At 69.2% G+C, this 21,008-nt stretch carries 16 protein-coding genes; 3 read left to right on the forward strand and 13 right to left on the reverse strand.

All coding sequences use genetic code 11. The features are described from left to right. Positions 1 to 88: 88 nt before the first annotated feature. The 8 genes from NBRGI_RS25820 to NBRGI_RS25860 are packed head-to-tail and all read right to left on the reverse strand — an operon-like array spanning position 89 to position 11,027. Positions 89 to 1,003, reverse strand: a complete 915-nt coding sequence (locus NBRGI_RS25820) for a hypothetical protein (RefSeq protein WP_235211102.1) — start codon at positions 1,001 to 1,003, stop codon at positions 89 to 91. Continuing rightward, a complete protein-coding gene (locus NBRGI_RS25825) occupies positions 1,000 to 1,611 on the reverse strand; it encodes a nitroreductase family protein (RefSeq protein ID WP_029899803.1) in 612 nt (203 codons plus the stop codon). Before NBRGI_RS25825 ends, NBRGI_RS25820 begins: the two co-directional genes overlap by 4 nt. Beyond that, positions 1,608 to 2,600 (reverse strand): ScbA/BarX family gamma-butyrolactone biosynthesis protein, encoded by a 993-nt coding sequence (locus NBRGI_RS25830; protein WP_235211103.1) that lies wholly within the window; start codon positions 2,598 to 2,600, stop codon positions 1,608 to 1,610. Before NBRGI_RS25830 ends, NBRGI_RS25825 begins: the two co-directional genes overlap by 4 nt. Then, a complete protein-coding gene (locus NBRGI_RS25835; protein WP_029899805.1) occupies positions 2,597 to 3,517 on the reverse strand; it encodes a nucleoside-diphosphate kinase in 921 nt (306 codons plus the stop codon). Before NBRGI_RS25835 ends, NBRGI_RS25830 begins: the two co-directional genes overlap by 4 nt. Next, positions 3,514 to 4,605 carry an SDR family oxidoreductase gene (locus NBRGI_RS25840; protein WP_029899806.1) on the reverse strand — a complete coding sequence of 364 codons (1,092 nt, stop codon included), beginning with the start codon at positions 4,603 to 4,605 and terminating at the stop codon, positions 3,514 to 3,516. Before NBRGI_RS25840 ends, NBRGI_RS25835 begins: the two co-directional genes overlap by 4 nt. Further along, positions 4,602 to 4,871 (reverse strand): acyl carrier protein, encoded by a 270-nt coding sequence (locus NBRGI_RS25845; protein WP_029899807.1) that lies wholly within the window; start codon positions 4,869 to 4,871, stop codon positions 4,602 to 4,604. The genes NBRGI_RS25840 and NBRGI_RS25845 overlap by 4 nt, the downstream gene beginning before the upstream one ends. After that, on the reverse strand, positions 4,868 to 8,341 hold the full coding sequence (locus NBRGI_RS44240; RefSeq protein WP_036560814.1) for an AMP-binding protein: 3,474 nt from the start codon (positions 8,339 to 8,341) through the stop codon (positions 4,868 to 4,870). Before NBRGI_RS44240 ends, NBRGI_RS25845 begins: the two co-directional genes overlap by 4 nt. Next, positions 8,334 to 11,027, reverse strand: coding sequence for a phosphoenolpyruvate synthase (locus NBRGI_RS25860; protein ID WP_051728032.1), 2,694 nt, complete (start codon positions 11,025 to 11,027; stop codon positions 8,334 to 8,336). The genes NBRGI_RS44240 and NBRGI_RS25860 overlap by 8 nt, the downstream gene beginning before the upstream one ends. Positions 11,028 to 11,243: 216 nt before the next feature. On the opposite strand from NBRGI_RS25860, the gene NBRGI_RS25865 reads away from it, so the two are divergent. From NBRGI_RS25865 to NBRGI_RS25875, 3 genes are all read left to right on the forward strand, one after another. Then, positions 11,244 to 11,948 (forward strand): ESX secretion-associated protein EspG, encoded by a 705-nt coding sequence (locus NBRGI_RS25865; RefSeq protein ID WP_029899809.1) that lies wholly within the window; start codon positions 11,244 to 11,246, stop codon positions 11,946 to 11,948. Positions 11,949 to 12,041: 93 nt separating this feature from the next. After that, positions 12,042 to 12,416: a hypothetical protein gene (locus tag NBRGI_RS25870; protein ID WP_029899810.1), complete on the forward strand. Its 375-nt coding sequence runs from the start codon at positions 12,042 to 12,044 to the stop codon at positions 12,414 to 12,416. Further along, positions 12,413 to 13,531 carry a hypothetical protein gene (locus NBRGI_RS25875; RefSeq protein WP_029899811.1) on the forward strand — a complete coding sequence of 373 codons (1,119 nt, stop codon included), beginning with the start codon at positions 12,413 to 12,415 and terminating at the stop codon, positions 13,529 to 13,531. Before NBRGI_RS25870 ends, NBRGI_RS25875 begins: the two co-directional genes overlap by 4 nt. Before the next feature lie 236 nt (positions 13,532 to 13,767). Here the strand turns inward: NBRGI_RS25875 and proB are convergent, their stop codons facing one another. From proB to NBRGI_RS25900, 5 genes are all read right to left on the reverse strand, one after another. Further along, a complete protein-coding gene (gene proB, locus NBRGI_RS25880) occupies positions 13,768 to 14,904 on the reverse strand; it encodes a glutamate 5-kinase (RefSeq protein WP_370627838.1) in 1,137 nt (378 codons plus the stop codon). Between the two features lie 52 nt (positions 14,905 to 14,956). Beyond that, positions 14,957 to 16,411 carry a GTPase ObgE gene (obgE, locus tag NBRGI_RS25885; RefSeq protein WP_029899813.1) on the reverse strand — a complete coding sequence of 485 codons (1,455 nt, stop codon included), beginning with the start codon at positions 16,409 to 16,411 and terminating at the stop codon, positions 14,957 to 14,959. Positions 16,412 to 16,544: 133 nt separating this feature from the next. Then, positions 16,545 to 16,811 (reverse strand): 50S ribosomal protein L27, encoded by a 267-nt coding sequence (gene rpmA / locus NBRGI_RS25890; protein WP_014982626.1) that lies wholly within the window; start codon positions 16,809 to 16,811, stop codon positions 16,545 to 16,547. A 22-nt stretch (positions 16,812 to 16,833) separates the two neighbouring features. Continuing rightward, a complete protein-coding gene (gene rplU / locus NBRGI_RS25895; protein WP_029899814.1) occupies positions 16,834 to 17,145 on the reverse strand; it encodes a 50S ribosomal protein L21 in 312 nt (103 codons plus the stop codon). A 340-nt stretch (positions 17,146 to 17,485) separates the two neighbouring features. Next, positions 17,486 to 20,725 carry a translation initiation factor IF-2 N-terminal domain-containing protein gene (locus tag NBRGI_RS25900; RefSeq protein WP_029899815.1) on the reverse strand — a complete coding sequence of 1,080 codons (3,240 nt, stop codon included), beginning with the start codon at positions 20,723 to 20,725 and terminating at the stop codon, positions 17,486 to 17,488. Positions 20,726 to 21,008 lie beyond the last annotated feature (283 nt).

Genomic DNA, 21,008 nt, shown 5'->3' on the forward strand with positions numbered 1-21,008 from the left:
TCCGCGTTACATCGCCCGAATCTCCGATCGTCCCTGGTGTTGCACCGGAACGGCGGCCGACACGACGAGCCGTACCGGCACGAGTTCACTACGGCAGGGTCAGCGCCTGCGCGACCAGGGTGAGATACAGCGTCAGGATGAACAGCACAGCGGGCCCGAACGGATAGTCGATCCGCGCCGAGCGCAGGAACTTCCACGCGCCGAACCCGGGCAGCACCAGCAAAACCACCGGCACCCACGCGATCAGTGACCCGGGCGCCGGGTAATCCCATGGCCGGACGAGCAATATGTCGCACAGCACCGCGACCACGGCGCACAACAGCATCGCCGCGACACTCCCGTTGGCGCCCAGCGCATTCGAGTACAGCAGCTCGCCAGGACGACGTTCCCGCGAAGTCTTCCTGGCGAATTCGAATTGCAGGAACGCGCCCGCGAAGACGACCGCGACCGCCGCGGCCTGCCAGTGCGCCCGCACCTCGCCGGTGTCGATGGCCGAGACCACCACGTAGCCGGTGACGAGCAGTTGCACCGGATAGGTGACGATCAGGTTCACCATGATGGCGTCGCGCACCGTACGGAACGCGCGTTCGAGCCCCCACAGCGCCAGCCCGTAAGCCATTGCCACCGCGATCATCACGGCTGAGCCGACGGACAGCGCCAGGCTGCCCGCGATCGCGCCGGCCGCGATGACGCCCATCGCGATCCGTAATTCCACGGCGCTCACCGCCCCGGTCACCAGCGGCCGGTCCGGATTGTGCACCCGGTCGTACTCGAGGTCCTTCTGCTCGTCGACCATGCGCAGGTACAGCAGCACGAACGCGACCACGACGATCCGGACCAGGGTGTCACCCGTCGGTCGCCACGGCGAATCCGGCTGTGTCACCAGCGAAGCCGTGCCCTCCAAGGCCAGCACCCACAGCACGCCGTACAGCAGGTAGTGCGGTTTGTACATCACCGCGGTGAACCGCGCTATCCGCGCGACCGAGGTCAGCGGGTTGGTCACGCCCACCGATCCCAGCTGGTCAGCTCGGCGGCGGGCGTGCGCCGTCCCGGCCGGTCCCGCCCGGGCAGCAGGTGCGCGACCGGAACCATGGCGACCTGGGTCACCTCGTCGTACGGAATCCCCAGCAGCTCCGCGATTTCCCGCTCGTACGCCAGGTGCGCCGTCGTCAGGCAGGACCCCAGCCCACGTTCCCGCAAGGCCAGCATGAAGTTCCACACCGCCGGATAGATCGATCCGTAGAAGCTCGCCAGCCGCGGCGGTGAGGCGGGTTCGGGCGGACGGCCGAGCGAGCAGACGAAAACCAGTGCGGGCACCTGCGCCAAATGATCGGCGAGGTACTGACCGGACGCGAGATCGCCGAGCTGGTCGGGCCGTGGTGTCCGGCCGGACATGTTGGCGGCGAAGCTTTTGCGGTAGAACTCCCCGATCTGCCGCTTGGTCTCGCCGTCCTGCACGATGAGGAATCGCCACGGTTGCCGATTGCTGCCGCTGGGCGCCTGCACCGCGATGTCCAAGCACGCCAGCAGTTCTGCCCGATCGACCGGACGGGACAGATCGAGGCGGCGGCGGGTGGACCGGGTCGTCGTGAGCAGATCGGTACCGGTCAACGGCCTGCCTCCGGTTGCTCGGCGCCGAAAGCCAGCTCGTCGTCGGCGAATTCGAGATCGATCTCGGCCGCCACGGCGCCGGCCTGCCGGATCTCGCAGTGGATCACGGTGCGATCGGCCTGCTGCCCGGTGATCTCCGCGACGCATTCCGCGGGCCGATCCAGCTCGACGAATCGCTCGAAAGAGCTTCCGACGCACTCCAATTGCGGCGCGCGGTGCAGCACCATCGCCAACGCGGTCTGCCTGCACGCCTCGATCAGCAGGCTGCCCGGCACGTGGTCGAGCTCGTGATCGAACAGGAACGGATGTCCCAGATCCGGGACGAGCGTCGCGCGAGCGGTATTGCCGTCCAGTTGCGGCGGTCCGATGACGACGTTGCGCCAATTCTCCCGGCCGACAACGGCGCAGGCGGCCCGATCACTCAGCGCGGACGCCCCGACGTACGGTCCGAGCTCGAGGCTCTTGCGGAAGGCGGAGCGCAGCGCCGCCCACTGCCGTGGCGTCACCCAGGAGAACGATCCGTCCACGGTCATCATCGACTCACCGCCGCAGTCGATTTCGAGCACCATGTCCAGGCCGTGCAGTGTGTCACCGCGCACGTGCCTGCGCGGCACCCGAACCCGCATGACGAGGTCGGCGGGCGCGGTGCCCACCGTCCACGCCGCGGTGTCCGCGCCGGTGCCGTTGAACGTGCGCACGATGAACCCCATTTCGGCGGGGACTCCGTAGAACTCGTGGCTGAGCGCGATCGCGGCCTGTCTGGCCGCCTCCATCACCAGCAGCGGATCGTGGCGCAACCCCAGCGTCCCGGCGTGGTCACCGTAATACGCGTGCATCCGCGGTAATTGGGCACCGGCCACGAACTCGTGCTCGGCGACGGCGTCCAGCGAGGTGACGAACACCTCCGACACCGCGCACCGATGCGCGAGCTCGCGCGAGATGGTGCGTAGATGGGTTGCCGTTTTCACCGTTTCCATATTTGCCGTCACGGTCGTCCCTCCTGCCAGTCTTCGGCGGATACCGGTCGCAGCGTCTGCTGCTGGGTACCGGCCCGCATCGGGAGTACATAGGACCCGAGCACGATCACCGACCACGGATCGAGTTCTCGGCCATCGGCCCACGCGGCGTACAGCAGCCGCGCGCACTCGTCGTCCGCCTGTGGGTCGAAGTCGTCGGGGGCCGGCGCACCGGCCCGTGCCAGGTCACGCAGGATCTGCTCGGTCGCATCCGCGCGATCGAAACTGCGTGCGGGGACCTGCGTGTAGAGCGCATCGGTGAGCGTGAGCGCCTCGGCCGAGCGATCCTCGCCCGTCCCCGCCTGCGCGATCACCGCCGCCCGCCGCTGCTCGCCCAGGTAGATGGCGAGCTCCCGCAGCACGTCGGCGGGATCGTCGGGCGAATGCACCAGATTGAGTAAATAGTTGTGTCTACCGAGAAGGTATCGCAGCTGACCGGCCTCGCGTTTACGCGGATCCGTCGGCCCTTTGGCCTCGGTGAGGCGCACGGAGACCGGTAGTTCCCCGTCCTCGCCCCGGACGACGAGCACCAGCACGTCCGAGATGCCGACCAGCAGGTCGGCCAACGTGCGGCGTTCAGGCGAGGCGATGTTCCAGGCGAAGTACCACAGCGCGCGGGCGAGATGCCGGTCCACCGCGACCCGGAACGCGGACACGACCTGGAAGTCGTTGTCGGCCAGCCATTTCAGGGTGGGCTCGACCGCCCTGGCGACGATCGCGTCGGGCTTGAGCAACAGCAGCGAATGCTCGCGGGCGAACTTCGCGGCGTCCACGCCGAGTCGGTCGAGCTGGTCGACCGTCTCCAACAGATAGGTGTCGGCGGCGTAGGCCGTTACCTTCTCCGGCTGCGGTGTCAGCTCGGCGAGCAATTGTTCCAGTGCCGGGCTCATCGGTCCGCTCCGCCGAAGTCGTTGCCCGCCAGTACTTCTTCGATCGAAGGCAACGGCACGCCCAAATAGCCGGATTCCAGGCAGTAGTCCAACAGCAAGCGCAGATACTCCTTACCACTCGCGGGCGCGGGTCTACCCAGCAGCACTTCGGCATTCGCGGTGGCGAAGCGCAACTTGCGGCGGAAATAACTGGTGTAGAGCACACCGATGCGGCGGTAGTACTCGCGCTCGATGCCGTCGAGATCGTTCTCGTCGAACGTGCCGGCGGGCACGAACGTCGCGACCTCGAAGGAGGGGTACTCGGCCAGCACGTCGGAGACCTCGCGCAGCGACAGCGCGTCCCGGCCCACGGCGTGGAAGGTACGCCCGTGCGCGGAATCGAAATCCAGTACGGCGGCGGCGATCACGTCGGCGACATGATCGACCGGCGCCAGCGCCAGCGTCGCGTCGTACCGGCCGGGCAGCGAGCGCAGCTTGCCTTCGACCATGAGCTTGACGACGGTGTAGAGATTCTTGTATTCGCGGATCACGCCGGTGTCGCTCGCGCCGGTGACGATGCCCGGCCGCACGATCGCCCAGCGCAGACCCTGCTCCCCCGCGGCCCGCACCAGCTGCTCGGCCCGGAACTTGCTCTGCTCGTAGCCGTTTCCGAACGACTGCCCCGCGTCGAGGTCGTGTTCGCCGATGGTGCCGCTGCGTTCGCCGCACACGTAGGCCGTGCTGACGTGGACGTACGGGACGTCCCACGCGCGGGCGAGCTCGATCGCGTTGGCGGTGCCCTGCACGTTCAGCTCGTCGTAATCGGTCGCCGAGGCGTCGAACGCGGTAGTCGCCGCGGAGTGCACGACGATGCCGACGCGGTCGGCCAGATCGGCCCGATCCGGCTCGGACAGACCGAATCCCGGCGCACGGATGTCACCGGCGACGGCGCGGCCCGCGCCGAGCACGGTGCCGTCGTTGCGGATGATCCGCGAATTGCTGTGCAGCACCGCGGCAACCGGGCGGCTCGCGGCGGACAACCGGGCGAGAACCTCCGCACCGACCAATCCCGAGGCGCCTGTCAGCAATACCGTGTCCCGCCCGGTCATGCGCGTCCCTCCACGGCCAATGTCGCGGCGACCAGCGTGATGACCTCGCCGACCCGGCGCACGCCGACGAGTTGCTCGGGCCGGTAACGCGGCAGGTCGAAGGAGCGCTCCAGCACTACGGTCAGCTCCATCAGACGCAGCGAGTCGAAGCCCAGGTCTTCGATGAGCCGCTGCTCGTCCTCGGCGGCTGCCTGCGCGTCCGGGGCCATCCGCTGGATCAGCCCACGAACCCGTTCGGCCACAGCGGCGTCGGCCACGGCGGTCATGCCCGCACCTCCTCGTCGCGTAGATGCGGTTGCTGCCCGCCGGAAGCCAGCAGGTCGCGGGCCTCGTCCAAAGGCAGTTCGGTGTCCAGATAGCCGGCAATCCGGAGCCAGTCGTAGCCGATCGCCAGCGTGCGACGCCACTGCTCCCGCGAGTCGAAGGAGGCGGGGAAGCCGGTCGCCGCCGGGTCGGCGGCCACCGAACGTACCAGCGTGACGAACTCGTCCAGCACGGCGAGCCCGGACAGCGTGTCACCACCGTCCACGAGCTGCGAGAACCGTACCCGCCCGGCCGATTCCAGCCGAGCGAGCAGATCGTCGCGGTGCGGGGAAGCGGACGGCAACAGGCGGGCCAGCGTCGACGACGGGGCGACGTCGGCAGGCAGCGGGTGAATACCGTAGGCGGACAACACCACCCGCACGGCCATCGCGATCATCCGGTGCGCGGCGATATCGGCGACCGCGCCCTGCGCGTTCTTGATCGCGCCCGCCAGGTCCTCCCTCGCATTCTCCAGCACGATGTTCGACCACACCAGGTTCAGCGCGCACTCGGTGAACCGGCGCGCGGGCAGCGGCGAGAGCGTCGCGATCGCCTGCTCGCGTACCGCCCCGGTCACGCCGAGCGCGGGCGATATCGCGGACGGCACGGGCGTGTACGGTCTGACCTGTTTGCAGAGCGCCAAGGCGGGCGTGAGCACTTCGCCACCACGCCATTGCAGGCCGACGAAACCGAGTCGCAGGAACTCGGCCAAAGCCGCGGTGCTGTCGTGTGGCGCACGACCGAGGACCGCGGCGATCGAATGCCGGAACACCACCGAGCGCCACGCCCGCGCCGCGTCGTCGGAGAGCACGAAAACCTCACTGCTGTCCCGCATCACGTGTATGCGCGGCCCGATGTGCCAGGTGGTGACCTCGGGTCTCCGCGCGAACAGGATCTGGTCGGGATCATCGACGACGCCCGTCACGCCGAGTTCCCCGGCGAGCGTGCACAACTGGGCCCAGGTCGCGTCCTCGGACAATGGCCGCGCAGAGGCGTCGGGCCGCACGGCCCCGCCGTCGCGGCTGTCCTCGCTTGCCCATGCGGCCGGATCGGCCAGTGCACGGTAACGGTCGACGAGTTCGTCGGCACCGATCCGATCCAGCTGGCGCGGCAGCCATTTGGTCTCGACGTAGCTTTCGCCCCGGCGCGCCGCCCAGCCCTTCATCGCCTGGAGCAAACCGTCGCGGGCCCACTCGACCGCCTCGTCGCCGGCATGCAGCGCCCGCAACGCGACGGCGTAGCGCAGCGCATGCCGGGCGCGGTCGTGCCACCATTCGGCGAGCAGCCCGGTGAACGCGGCATGCGGAAGCAGTGCCCGCAATTCGCCGACGTCCTGGCGGCCGGCCCGGACCACGGTGGCCCGCAGGAACCGCTGACATCGATTGAGCAGGTCCTCGTCCAGGTCGGGCACGCTCGTGGCCTGCGCGACCTGTTCGAGCTGCCTGCGCAGTTGGGCGGCCGAGCGGGTCCGCACCTCCACCCGGCGGCCGTCGATGAACAGCACCGTCGGCAGCGTCGGGAGTTCGTCGTCGCCAGGCGCGAGCACCAGGAAGTCCACATCGGACCCGTCGTTACCGAAACCCTCGGCCAGCGACCCCTCGAACAGCACCGTCGAATCCCGGGGCACGGCAACGCTGTCCAGGGCCTTGTCCAGCAATTGGACCGCCCGATCGAGCGCCATGGTCGGCACCGGCAGGTCCGGATCGGCGCTCCCGCGGGCCGCCCCGGCATCGGCGGCGCCGACCCGCTCTTCGTGCGCGACCGCGTCGGCCAACGCACCGCCGCGGAACTGCTCCCACATGTGCCGGCGCCGCGGTTTACCGCTGGAGGTGCGGCGGATGATGCCGCGCGGGCCGGTGACGATGGTGACCGTCTGCGCCGGGCCGAGTTCGCTACGAATGATCTTGCGGGCCTCGGCGATCCAATCACCCGGCTTCGACTCGGCGAACAGCGCGATGCCCTGGGCACCGGGCTCGGTGATCGCGACCGCGGCCAGCTTGCCCTTGGTGATGCCGGTTTCCTGGGCGACCCGGGATTCGATGTCCTCCATGAACACCGACCGCCCGCGCACCTTCAGGCTCGACCCCATCCGGCCGAGCACGAAAACCTCGCCGCGGTGCAGGAATCCGGCGTCGCCGGAATGCAGTGCGCCGTCGAGGATCCGGGTGGACGCGGACTCGGATTCGTCGGAGTAGCCCAGCGCGACCGAATCGCCCATCACCACCATCTCGCCGAGCGTGCCGTCCGGTAGCGGACGACCTTCGTCGTCGACCACGGTGACGGTCGATTCCGGTGTCGAGTAGCCGAGCCCGGTGATCCAGCCCGCGCCCTCGACGCGGTGGGTGTCGTCGAGCAGTCGCTCCTCCAGCACGGTGACCGGCTCGCCGAAACGCAGTGTCGAGGTGTCGATCCGCAGCGCGGTGATCGGACGATGGCGCGCCGACGAGGTCACCATCAGGGTCGACTCCGCCAGCCCGTACGCGAGCGTGTAGGCGCTCATCGAAAAGCCTTGCGGACCGGCGAGTTCGGCGAAGGACTGGAGATCGGCCACCTCGACCGGTTCGGATCCCACGGCCAGCGTGCGCCAACCGGACAGGTCCAGATCGGCGATCTCGGCGGGCGAAACCCGATGTGCCACATAGCCGAGCGCGAACGAAGGCGACGGGGAATGCTGGGCGTGCGCCATCGCGCGCAACCAGCGGACCGGATCGCGGACGAACTGGTCCGGCCGCATCAGGTACAGATCGCCCTGATTGGTGACGGTGGTCAGGAACGCACCGACCAGACCCATATCGTGATAGAGCGGCAGCCACGAGACCATCGCCTCGCCCGGCTCCCACTCGACCAGCGCGGAGATCATCGCGATGTTGTTCGCCAGGTTGTGCCAGCTCACCCGCACCCCGCGCGGAGCAGCGGTGGAGCCAGAGGTGAACTGCAGCAGCGCGCACTCGTCGGGTTCGCCGAAGACCCGTTGCTCGGGTGGGCATTCGGGCAGCGCCGCGGCGTCGATCACCAACGGCTCGTCGGTGCGCCCGGCCGCCGTGGCCGCCTGGCGCACGAGCTGTTCGAACTCGATCGAGGTGACCACCAGTCGCGGCTGCGCCTGGCTCAGGATGCCCGCGATATGCGCGATGATCTGCTCGAGATCGCCGAACATCGGCGGCGCGACCGGCGTGAACACCCCGCCGCACGCCCAGACCGCGTAGAACGCGGCGACGCAGGGAAATCCGGTCGGCATGATCACGCACGCGCCGTCACCACTGCTCATGCCGTGCGCTCGCATCAACGCCGCGATCGACCAGGTCGATTCGGCGAGCTCGGCATAGCTGCGATATTCCCAGCCGTCCGCCTCGTCGGCCAGGTGGATACCCGCCGCCGCGGCCGGGTCGGCTAGCCAATTACGTACGGCGGCAACATCTTTGTCGTCACGCATCGTGGTCATCTCCTTCGGCCAGCACGGTAACGGTGCCATTGGTGCCATCGACCCGGATCCGCATACCGGTCCGTATCACTCTGGTGACGTCTTTGACCTGGACCACCGTGGGCACGCCCAGTTCCCGCGCCACGATCGCCACATGGGTGAGCGGGCTGCCGCGCTCGATGACGAGCGCCGCCGCCGAGGGCAGCGCGGCCACCCAACCGGGATCGGTTCGATAGGCCACCAGGATGCCACCCGCGACGTCGCGCGGCTCGTCCACGACCACCGCGGCTCCCGTCACGATGCCCGAGGCCGACGGCGTGCCGGGCAGCACGGTCCCCGCCGTCGCCGCCGGGGTGTCGGTGACCGGCACCCAACCCTGTTGCGCGAGTTCGGCCCGGCCGAACGCCGAACCGACCGTGACGAAGCGATCCGGCGCCACCAAACCGGCGTCCTTGGCCCGCTGCGCCTTCCGGGCGGCGACGAGCTCACGCATCATGGCGGTATCGGCGCCGTCATAGCACCCGCGCAACTCCTGCACGGTCAAGTAGAACACGTCGGAGAACTCGTCGATCACACCGCGGCCGGCCAGATCACGACCCATCGCCCGGATCATCCGCTTGACCATGCCGAACGCACGGGTCCGGCAGAACCGCAACCGTTCCCGATGCGCCGCGCAACGAGACACCTTGCCGCGCAACCGTTCATAGATCCGACGGCGGAAACCGCGCAGATGGGCGTCCAGGTACTCCTCGGCTTCGTCGCGGTGCCCGAGCGGTGCGTCGGGCAGGGCGCTGCGCAGCATGATGAACAGGCTCGCCGGATCTTCGCGCAGGTCCGGCGTTTCCAGCTTCAGTTCGTCCAGGCTGCGGTATCCGTACCGATCGATATAGGCGTCGACCTTCGCCCGGAAATCCGGATGCTTTGCCAGTGCAGGGTAGATCTGTTCCGGCGCAGTCGAATTCACCAGCGCGGTCAGTTCGGGGTCGACCCGGGCCGCGTCCGCCAGCGCCTTCATCGCCCGGGCCGGTTCCGCGGACTCGACGTCGGCGCCGGGGCCGACTACCGCGTACAGGAACCACTCCGGGGCCTTCGGCAGGAACAGCTTGGTGAGCAGGAACATCAAACCGGTACAGGTCAACAGGATGGCGTCGAGCACCATCAGCGGTCCCCAGCGCTCGACCAGATCGCGGTCCACCTTCCGGTAGGCCGCATAGGCTTCGGCGCCGGAGAGCGCGGTGTAGTCGATCGCGTCGTATTCGTCGTAGACGCGGTAGAAGTCCGTCATGAATTGCTCGACCAGTTCGTCGATGCCGAACAGCCGGCGCAGGTAGGTCACCGTGGTCACGGTCCGCGACCGCAGCCGGGCCAGCGGATTACCGAAGGTGAACGGCCGCAACGTTTTCGCGACATCGTCGGGCAACGGCTCGGCCACACCCAGCGCGGCCTCGAGTACCTTGCGGTTCAGTGGATAGCCCGGCGCGATGCCGACCATCCGATACCAGTGCAGCAGGTTGTAGTACACCCGGCCGTGAAAGTAGCCGAGCAGCACCGGAGTCCACTGGTCGGTTTGGCGTACCTGTGCGCTCGGCACGCGCAGCGAACGCGCGTAACCGTGGTACACCCGGCCGTAGATATCGGCGGCGGTGGTGTAGGTGAGCGGCGAGGTGATGCCGCTGAAACTCTCGATGATGTTGGAGTTGTCCCAGATTCGGCGCTCACCGTCGGGCACCACTTCGCCCGCGCCGCGCAACACCGCGCCGGGTGGCGCACTGGCCAGCGCCGTCGTGATGGGGCGCGCCTGCAGAAACCAGAGCCCCTCGCCGTCGATCGCCCATTCCACGTCCTGCGGCGCGCCGAACTCGACCTCCAATTTCGCGCCCAGTTCGGCGATCTCGGCGATCTCGGCCGCGGTGAGCGCGGACTGTTCGCGTCGAGCGGGCTCGACCGGATCGATCGTGTAACCCTGATCCGCGGTGACCGTGTAGGACTGGTCCTTCTCGCCCAGCACCGTCTCCAGCACCGTGCCCGAACTCTTGTCGACCACCACGGAGTCGGCGTCCACGGCACCGGACACCAGCCCCTCGCCGAGTCCGTAGACCGCGCTGAGCACCAGTTCGTCCCGGGCGCCGCTGATCGGGTTCGCGGTGAACAGAACACCACTGGTCCGCGCCGCGACCAGCCGTTGCAGTACCACCGCGACACCGGCGGCGGGCGGTCGCTTGTTCGCGAACGCGTAGCGCAGCGACCGCTCCGAGAAGGCCGACGCCCAGCAGTCGCGGACCCGGTCCAGCACCGCGTCCAAGCCGTTGACGTTCAGAAATGAGTCGAACTGGCCCGCGTACGAGTGATCCGGGCCGTCCTCGGCGGCCACCGACGAGCGCACCGCAATCGACCCGCTACCGAGCCGCCGATAAGCGTCGGCGATCAGCTCACCGATATCCGGCGGCAACGGTTTCGCAGCGATTTCAGCTCGAAATGTTGCCGCGACGGTGAGCGCGGCATCGAGATCATCGAGTGAAACGATCGTGTCCGCTGTCTGGGCCAGCGCGCTCTCGGCGAGGAACCGGGTGAAGACGTCGGTACCGAGCACGGTCCAGTCCGGGACTCGAAACCCGCACTGCCCCAGGCTATGCAGGCCCCGCGCTTTGCCGCCGCCGAGCTCGGCGATCGTCGCGGTATCGGTCCATGGTCCAAGCACGTGCACGGATTCCTCCCGTCACCCCTGGGTCAGCGCACCGCAGCAAGGCGCTGCGACACGGGCTAGCCGAGCAAAAACAAATAGGGGTTGTTTGGATATATCCGAGAAATCACCGCATTGTTAGCCCACAATCCTAGGTGCTCGGTGCGCCGACCGCACCGCGACCGCTAGGCTACGAGCAGCGTCGGTGGGTTCGGTGAGGATGTGATTCGGGCGGTGAGTTGGACGTTCACTCCGGACGAGTTCGCCCACGTCTGGCGGGAAACCGAGCTCGATCGGCACCCGTATCCGTTGCGGATACTGGAGACCCCGCGTACCGAGAACGAGGCCGATCGCCTGCGCGCGACCCTCGACGAGCGGCTGCCGCCGCGCGCCGACCCGGACCTGAGCGCCTGCCTGCGCATCCTGGCGGCGCCGCAGACCAGGATCGTGGCCATCGGCGGTGCGCACACGCCGGGCAGTGAACTGCGGCTGCTCGCCGCGGCCATCTACGACCGCGCTGTACTCGCCCTGCAGGAGCCGGGCTCGACCCCGGAGTTCGGTGGCCGGATTCGCCTCACCATCGGGCACAGCGGCAAGCTGGGGGCCCGGATCGCCGGTCTGCTGCCCACTACTCCACCGGGACACGAACCCGCGCGCGTCGCGCCCACCGAGGCCGTACGCGACGAGGAAGTGGTGGTCGCCCAGCGCCCCACCGCACCGCGCATCCGCAAGCTGCTGTTGCGGCCCCACTCCGCAGAGGGACACATTCGGATCGAATCCCACCTCGACCAGCCCACGCCCGCGCCGGCCATCCACTACACCTGGATCGACGTCAAAGGCGACGGGCGATACCTGATCAGGGCGGGCAAGGAGGTCCACATCACGCCCGCCTCGGCCGAGCAGATCGCCGCACAATTGCAGAAACGCATTCAGCCGTGACGCCCGGCGGCCCGGCCGAGCATCCGACCAGTGCTGACCGGATGCTCGGCTTCGGGATAGTCTGGGGCGGACCGACCATCTCAGGGGTGTGCGATGACGATCGAGACCAGCCGAGCCGATATCACCCGGTTCAAGCAGGCGGCCCAGGCAGGAACAGTCCAGTTCGATCCGGCTGCGGCGCGGCAATGCGCGCAGATGTACGAGCGGCAGGCCGAACGACTGAGCTACCTGCAACAGCGCCTCGAATCCGCCGCTGAACTCGGCGGATTCGGCGGATTCGTCTCCGCCCAGCAGTTACAGGCCGGCTTCAATCACAAAGCACGCGATGCCGCCGCGTTGCTCGATCACTACATCGAAGCCGCGTACCGGATGAAAGAGGCGTTCTTGATCAGCGGCGGGCTACTCGAAGAAGCCGATGCCGCCAACGCCGCCGCACTGCGCGCCGTCGCCTCCCGGGTGCCGCGATGACCGGCGTCGACCCCGACTACATCAGCTCGATGGAGCACTTCGAGTCGATGCGGCACGAAGAGATCTACGCCAAGGCCCAGCAGATCGACGCCGCGGAGGTGCTGCGCGCGTCGGTCGCGTGGCTGGAGGTGGCGGGCACGCTCAGCACCTCCTTCCCGCTCACCCGCACCAGCACCGATCGGGTGATGAATTCGATGGAGTGGCAAGGCGCCGCGGCCGACGCCGCGTTCGCCAGCACCCGCAGCTTCGCCGCGTCGGTGGACGAGCTCGCCGCGATCATGGGGCAGGTCGGGGCCCGCCTCGGCGGGGTCGCCGCAGCCGCCGAGGCGGTCAAGATCGCCGTCGCGCCGCCCGGTGGTTCCGGGCCGATCGGGACCGTCGCGAAACTCCTGGAGGCCGCGCACGTCATCGACGCGCAGATGGCGGAGGAGGCGCTGCGCCAAGAGGCGGTGCTGGCCATGAACATGGTGTACAAACCGGCGTACAGCACGGCGGGCAAAGCCGTTCCGGCGCTTCCTGCTCCGCCGCAGCTGCCCGGTATCCAGTCGGCGCCGCCGTCACCGAGACAACGTCAAGCACCCCAGTACTTCCCGCAGGACGAGCAGCCGTCGACGCCGCAGGACAGTTACCCGTCCGCGCCGAACGGTCAACCGCAGGTACCGCCGAACGGCGCCCCGTTATCCCCCGAATCACAAGCGCCACAACGCCCTTCGACGCCTCCCGACCCGACACCCGCGCCGCCCACCACCCAATCTCCCTCCCCCACACCGGCTCCGCCGACAACGCAGGCTCCGCCGACCCAGGACGCGCCACCCACCACTCAGGCGCCACCTCCGACAACGCAGCAAGCGCCGCCGCCACCACCCACCACACAGGCGCCGCCGCCCCCGCCGCCGACCCACGAGCCGCCGGCCCCGCCGACCCGCGACGCCCCGCCACCCGCACCCCCGAGCCAACAGGCGCCTCCGCCCCCGGCTCCGGCTCCGGGCCAAACTCCGGCCCCCCTCCCCGACCCCGGCGGCCAACCGGGTGTCACCGGACCCATCCCATCGGAAGACGAGCAGCAACCCCCGTCGACCACCAACCAACCCGGCGTGGTCCCTTCGCAGAAGTAGGCTCCGATCCGCCTGGGCCGCCGCCCATCCCAGCGGCCCAGGGCGGTCGCCACCTCTCACGGCAGCGAACCGACCGGCGCTCCCGCACCCCGTGCGGGTTGTCGCACTCGTTCTGCACAGCCGAAATCGGTGCGGCAGCGCAGAAGTGGTGCGGCAGCGCACGACGGGGTAACCGGCGCAGGAGCTGCGCGGCCGTACACCCTCGGCGTCACGATATCGGCGTGCAGCCTGCTGGCTCAGACCTTTACGAGGTCGTCGGCGTGGATTACCGGGCGTTGCATGGTTTCCGGGAGTTCGGCGGTGGAGTGGCCGAGCATGGTGGTGAGTTCGGTGCTGTCGTAGGCCACGACGCCGCGGGCGACTATGCGATCGTCGGTGGTGACGAGATCGACCACGTCGCCGCCGTAGAAGCGGCCGCGCAGGTCGGTGACGCCTGCGGCCAGCAAGGAGCGGCGGGCCACGACGGCTCGAGCCGCGCCGTCATCGATGAGCAGCGCGCCGCGACTGTCGGCGGCATGCCGGACCCAGAACTTGCGGGCGGACAGGCGAACCGGGCGGGCGGCGAACGCGGTGCCGACCGTGCCGCTGGTCAACGCGGCGTCCGCGGCGGTGGCGGCGGCGAGCAGCACCGGCACGCCCGCGTCCGCGGCCAAGCGGGCGGCGGACAGTTTGGACGCCATGCCGCCGGTGCCCAGCGCGCCACCGCTGCCCGCGATCACCCCGTCCAGGTCGGCGCTGCTGCGCACCTCGGGGATGAAGTTCGCGGCGCCCTTGCGCGGATCGCCGTCGTAGAGGCCCTCGACATCGGAGAGCAGGACGAGCGCGTCGGCGCCGACGAGGTGTGCGACGAGGGCCGCGAGCCGGTCGTTGTCGCCGAAACGGATCTCTTCCGTTGCGACGGTGTCGTTTTCGTTCACCACGGCGATCGCGCCGAGCGAACGCAAGCGGTCCAGGGTCCGCTGTGCGTTGCGGTGGTGCTCGCGGCGCGCGAAATCGTCTGCGCTGAGCAGAACCTGGCCGACGGTGCGGTCGTAGCGCGCGAACGAGGTGCCCCAGGCGTGCGCCAGTGCGAGCTGGCCGACGCTGGCCGCGGCCTGCTTCGTGGCGAGGTCACGCGGCCGGCTGCTGAGCCCGAGCGGTGCGATACCGGCGCCGATGGCGCCCGAGGACACCACCACCACATCGGATCCCGCGCGCATCCGCGCCTCCACCGCGTCGGCGAGCCGGTCGAGCCGCGCGAGGTCGATCCCGCCCTCGAGACTGGTGAGCGCGGAGGAACCGATCTTCACGACCACCCGCCGCGCCGACGCGATCGCCTGTCGCGCCTCGCTCAGCTCCGAATCCACCTCGGTCACACCCGAATTCCCCGTCATAGCCCTCGAACTCCCTGCGCCGCAATCGAATCCACCGACACCGGACCGGTCGCTACTCCTCGTCGTCCTTGACCAGACCGCGGCGCACCCGGGAAGCGTGTTTGCGTTCGGCGGCGCTGATCCGGTTGTCCTGTTCCAGGCGGATATCCGTGCCGCGGCCGGTAGGCACCATGTCGATGCCCGCCGAGATCTGCGGCTCCCACTCGAAGGTCACGTTGCCGATGGTCACCGGGGCCCCCGGCTCCGCACCCTGCTTGACCAGTTCGTCTTCCACACCGAGGCGAGCGAGCCGGTCGGCGAGGTAGCCGACGGCTTCGTCGTTGTCGAACTGGGTCTGCTTGACCCAGCGTTCCGGCTGCGGACCGCGCACGATGAAGCCGCCCGGCTCCTCGGGATCGGCGATGACACTGAACCCGGTCTCGTTGACCGCGATCGGCCGGATCACCGGACGCGCGGGCGCCGCCTTCGGATGCGCCGCCCGATACTGCAGCACCAGGTCGGCGAGCGCGAAGGTCAAGGGCCGCAGACCTTCTCGACTCACGGCCGAGATCTCGAAGACCGGCCAGCCCCGCGCGGTGAACTCCGGGGTGACCATCTCGGCGAGCTCGGCGGCGTCCGGCACGTCGATCTTGTTCAGGATCACCACGCGCGGCCGATCGGCCAGGTCGCCGAGGTCGGCATCGGCGCTGAGCGCCGGTTTGTAGGCAGCGAGTTCGGCTTCGAGCGCGTCCACGTCGGACACCGGATCGCGACCGGGTTCCAGGGTCGCGCAGTCGACGACGTGCGCGAGTACCGCGCACCGTTCCAGATGCCGCAGGAAGTCGAGGCCGAGCCCGCGGCCCTCGCTCGCGCCGGGAATCAGGCCGGGCACGTCGGCGACGGTGAAGGTGGTGTCCCCGCTGAGCACCACGCCGAGGTTCGGCACCAGGGTGGTGAACGGGTAGTCCGCGATCTTCGGCTTGGCCGCCGACAGCACGGACACGAGCGAGGACTTCCCCGCCGACGGGAAGCCGACCAGGCCGACATCGGCCACGGACTTCAATTCGAGGACGAGGTCGCATTCCTCGCCGTCCTCGCCGAGCAGCGCGAAGCCGGGGGCTTTGCGCGCCTTCGAGGCGAGGGCCGCGTTGCCGAGACCGCCGCGGCCGCCGCGGGCCGCGATATAGCGGTTGCCCGCGCCGACGAGGTCCATCAGGACCTTGCCCTCGTTGTCGAGCACCATGGTGCCGTCCGGCACCTTGAGCAGCAGGTCGGTGCCCTGCTTGCCGTCGCGGTTACCACCCTCGCCCGGCTTGCCGTTGCCGGCCTTGGCGTGCGGGTGGAAGTGGAAGTCCAGCAGGGTGTGCACGTTGGAATCGACCTCGAGGATCACATTCCCGCCGTGGCCGCCGTTGCCGCCGTTGGGCCCGCCGAGCGGCATGAACTTCTCGCGGAGCACCGAAGCACACCCGTGTCCGCCCTTGCCTGCGCGCACGTGCAGTACGACACGGTCGATGAACTTGGACATGTGGCGATCATCCTCCTTCAGGACTGGTCGTTGGCTGAGGCTGTGCCGGAAAACGCACGGGCCTGCTGAAAACACAAAACGGGCCAGGGTTTGCGACCCTGACCCGCTCGGCTGTTGTCTGGAGAGGTAAGGCCTAGGCCTCGACCGGCTCCGCGACGACGATGTTGACGGTCTTGCGTCCACGCTTGGTGCCGAACTCGACGGCGCCCGCCGCGAGGGCGAACAGGGTGTCGTCACCGCCACGGCCGACGTTCACGCCGGGGTGGAAGTGGGTGCCACGCTGACGCACCAGGATCTCGCCCGCGTTGACCTTCTGGCCGCCGAAGCGCTTCACGCCGAGTCGCTGGGCGTTGGAATCGCGACCGTTCCGGGAGCTGGATGCACCCTTCTTGTGTGCCATAGCTGAATCTCCTCGGGATGTCTTACTTGATGCCGGTGACCTTGATGACCGTCAGCGGCTGACGGTGACCCTGACGCTTGTGGTAGCCGGTCTTGTTCTTGAACTTGTGGATGCGGATCTTCGGGCCCTTGGTCTGCTCGACGACCTCCGCGGCCACGGAGACCTTGGCCAGCTTGGCGGCGTCGGTGGTCAGGTCTGCCCCGTCGACGACGAGAACCGGATCCAGGGAGACGGCCGTGCCCGGCTTACCCTCGATCTTCTCGACCTTCACCAGGTCACCGACCGCGACCTTGTACTGCTTTCCGCCGGTCTTGACGATCGCGTACGTTGCCATCGGTCGGCTTCCTCCACTCGAATAAGTACAGTCATGTTTCTTCTCGCGGCGCAAGTTCGCGACGCGAGATGTTCTTGGCTGGCTTGCTGCGCGGGGCGTGGTATAACGCCCATCGCCAGGCAGCGACCGACCAAGGTTACCAGAGCACCCCGGCAACGACACAATCCGGCCGTCGGCAGCCCGCGAGCAACTCGACGGCCAGGGGTTTCGGTCCCAGGCAGCCGGGCAGACCGCGGTCTACGCGGCGCGGTGCGCCCCGGCGCAACCGCCCACCGGCAAACGATTCGGCCGGTCGTACCCCGCGGGTGCGACCGGCCGAATCAGGCTGACGGATCAGCTGTTACGACTCTTCCGGCGGCGGCCCCGCGGGACGCCCGACCGCACGCCGTCGCGGCCTGCGCTCCGGCACCACGACCGGGACATCGGCCGTGTAGTCGACGGGGGCCGCGGGCGCATGCTCCGCGGTCGGCAGCACGAACACCGCGCCGCTGCTGTCCGCGGCGGGCGCGGCCACCGAACGGGCCACCCGACGCCGGCGGGTGGTGCGTGGCGCGGGCTCCGGCACGCCGTTGGTCACCGCATGGTTTTCGGCAGTCTTCGGCTCGGTACCCTGCGGCTCCGTGGCCTTCGGCTCAGCGGCGACCGGCTCCGGTGCGACCGGGGCCTGCGCGCGCGACTCGACCTCGACGACCTCCGCCGGTTCGGTCTCCTCGTCCTGCGCGGGCACGGCGACCACGGCCTCGGTGGTGACGGCCTCGGTCACCTCCTCGGCAGCGGTGGCGGGTTCCGGCTCGGACACGGGGGTCTCGACCGCCGATGCCTGCTCAGCGGAATCGACTTCGGCCGCAGCGGTATCGGCCGCGCCCGACTCGGCCTCGACCGCCTTCGGCTCCTCGTGCGCCGCGTCCTCACCGTGGTGCGCCGCCATCGCGAGCGCGACCGGATGGGCCCGCTTGACCGCGATGTCCTCCTCGGACTCCGCAACCGCGGTGCCGTTGGCGGCCGCCACGGGTGCGGCCGGGGCGGCGCCCTTGTCGCGACCGCGACGACGACGCGACCCGGTTTCGCGAGTGCCGCGGCCCGCGCTGTCCTCGCCCGAGGACGGCTCGACGGGGTACGCGTGCACCAGGATGCCGCGGCCATGGCAGTGCTCACACGTGGTGGAGAACGCCTCGACCAGACCGGTGCCCAGCTTCTTCCTGGTCATCTGCACCAGGCCGAGCGAGGTCACCTCGGACACCTGGTGCCGGGTGCGGTCCCGGCCCAACGCCTCGGTCAGCCGGCGCAGCACCAGATCCCGGTTCGACTCGAGCACCATGTCGATGAAGTCGACGACGATCATGCCGCCGATATCGCGCAACCGCATCTGGCGCACGATCTCCTCGGCCGCCTCCAGGTTGTTGCGGGTGACCGTCTCTTCCAGGTTGCTGCCGCCGGCGCCGGTGAACTTGCCGGTGTTCACGTCGACCACGGTCATCGCCTCGGTGCGGTCGATCACCAGGGTGCCGCCCGAGGGCAGCCACACCTTGCGATCGAGCGCCTTGGCGAGCTGCTCGTCGATGCGGTAGGTCTCGAACACGTCGACGCCGTTGTTCTCGTGCCGAGCGACCCGGGCGAGCATCTCCGGCGCGACGGTGCCGATGTACTTCTCGACCGTGCTCCAGGCCCGGTCACCTTCGATGACGAGCTTGGAGAAGTCCTCGTTGAACAGGTCACGGATGACCTTGACCAACAGGTCCGGCTCTTCGTACAGCGTCTTGGGCGCACCGTCGTTCTTGCCCGCGGCGGCCTTCTCGATGGTGCGCCAGGTGGCCTGCAGGCGTTCGACGTCGCGGGCCAGTTCCTCCTCGGCCACGCCTTCGGACGCGGTGCGGATGATCACGCCCGCGTCGTTGGGCACGATGTCGCGCAGGATCTCCTTGAGCCGCTTGCGCTCGGTGTCGGGCAGTTTGCGACTGATACCGGTGGACGTGCCGCCCGGCACGTACACGAGGAAGCGACCGGCCAGGCTGATCTGCGTGGTCAGCCGGGCGCCCTTGTGCCCGACCGGATCCTTCGAGACCTGCACGAGCACCTGATCGCCGGGCTTGAGCGCCTGCTCGATCTTGCGTTCCTTGCCGCCGAGCCCGGCGGCCTCCCAGTTCACCTCGCCCGCGTACAGCACGCCGTTGCGGCCGCGGCCGATGTCGACGAACGCCGCCTCCATGCTGGGCAGCACGTTCTGCACCTTGCCGAGGTAGACGTTGCCCACCATGGACGCGGACCCGGTGCTGGTGACGAAGTGCTCGACCAGGATGTTGTCCTCGAGCACCGCGACCTGCGTCGCGGTCGGATGATCCGGGAACGCCTTCTCGCGCACCACCATCACCCGGTCGACCGCCTCGCGGCGGGCCAGGAACTCCGACTCGGTCAGGATCGGTGGGCGGCGGCGACCGGCCTCGCGGCCGTCGCGCCTGCGCTGGCGCTTGGCCTCCAACCGGGTGGAACCGGTGATGCCCTGCACCTCGTCGACCGTGGTCGCGCGGCTGCGGCTCTTGTTCCGCGGTTCGCGCTCGTGCACCACAGTGTTCGGCGGGTCGTCTTCGGTGACGTCGGTGGCGTCGCCGGAATCACCGGCGACCTTGCGCCGGCGCCGCCGACGCCGGCGGCGGCTGGAACCGTCGCCCGCGTTCTCGTCGTCGTCGGCATCGGCGTTGTCGTCGGCCGTGTCGGTCGACTCCGCGGTGTCGGCGTGCTCGGCGGGCTGCTCGTCGTCGGTATCCGACTCGGCCTCGCCGTCGTTGTCGTTCTCGTCGTCGGCGTCGCTGTGCTGTTCGCCACGACCGCGGCCACGACCCCGGCGGCCCCGCCGCCTGCGGCGCGGCTGATCGTCGGCGTCGTTCTGCTGGTCGGCCTGGTCCTGCTCGTCCTCGACGGTCTCGGGCTCTTCCTCGACCTGCTCGACCACGGGCTCTTCGCGCCGGGTCTCCCGCTCGGTGCGGCGCTTGCGGCGGGCCTGCTCGGCCGCGGCGGCGTCCGGCGGCAGGAACAGCGGGGCCTGCACCACGGCGGCGGACTCGAAGACCACCGGCGCGGCGACGTGCGGCTCTTCCCGGACAGGATGAGTGAACAGCTGGATCGACGGCTGGTGTGCGACCTCGTTCGGCCGCTCGGAGCCGGTCGACCCGACGATCGGGTCCGGTGCGGAGAAGACGAGGCCGCCGTGGCCGCGGCTCGGCGGCGACTCGACGATCTCGGCCTGTTGCTCGGCCGGAGCTGCGGCGGCGGGCGCCGAGGGTTCCGCGGCTGGGGCAGCCGCGGTTTCTTCCGCCGGGGCAGCCGGAGTCTCGGCGACCGGGGTCGCGGTCACCGGGGCGGGGGTCTGCCCCTCCGGCGGGCCGAGCGCGTCGCGGACGGATTCCGCGATCGCCCGGTCGACGTTGGATTGCGCGCTGCGCGCATCAGCTCCCAGCTCGGTGAGCTTGGCCAGGATGCGCTTGCTCGTTACTCCCAGGCGCTTGGCGAGTGCATGAACTCGGATCCGCTCCGGCAATTGTTCCGCATCCTGTGGTGTTGTTCCCGATGGCTCTTGTTCGGCCACGAAGTCTCCTCGGACCCCCGGGCGCGTCCCTCCCGGTAAGGAGTGACGCGGCCGACGCGGGGGCACTGTCCGTTCGCCTCACGCCGCTCGGCGCAAGGTCATCTGGTCTCGCCCCGCATGTCCGGTTATCACCATGTCGATCGTCGGTTCGGCTAACTGGTCACGCGGCGCCTGGCTGTTGGCTGAACTCCACGGTGTGAGCGCTCATCCAGCGTGCCGACGCGAACAGCGGGCCCAGCAACCGGGCCTTTTGTCCGTGGCAGCGATGATCGGCATCGAACCG

The sequence above is a fragment of the Nocardia brasiliensis IFM 10847 genome, from assembly GCF_000710915.1.
GTDB lineage: Bacteria > Actinomycetota > Actinomycetes > Mycobacteriales > Mycobacteriaceae > Nocardia > Nocardia brasiliensis_A.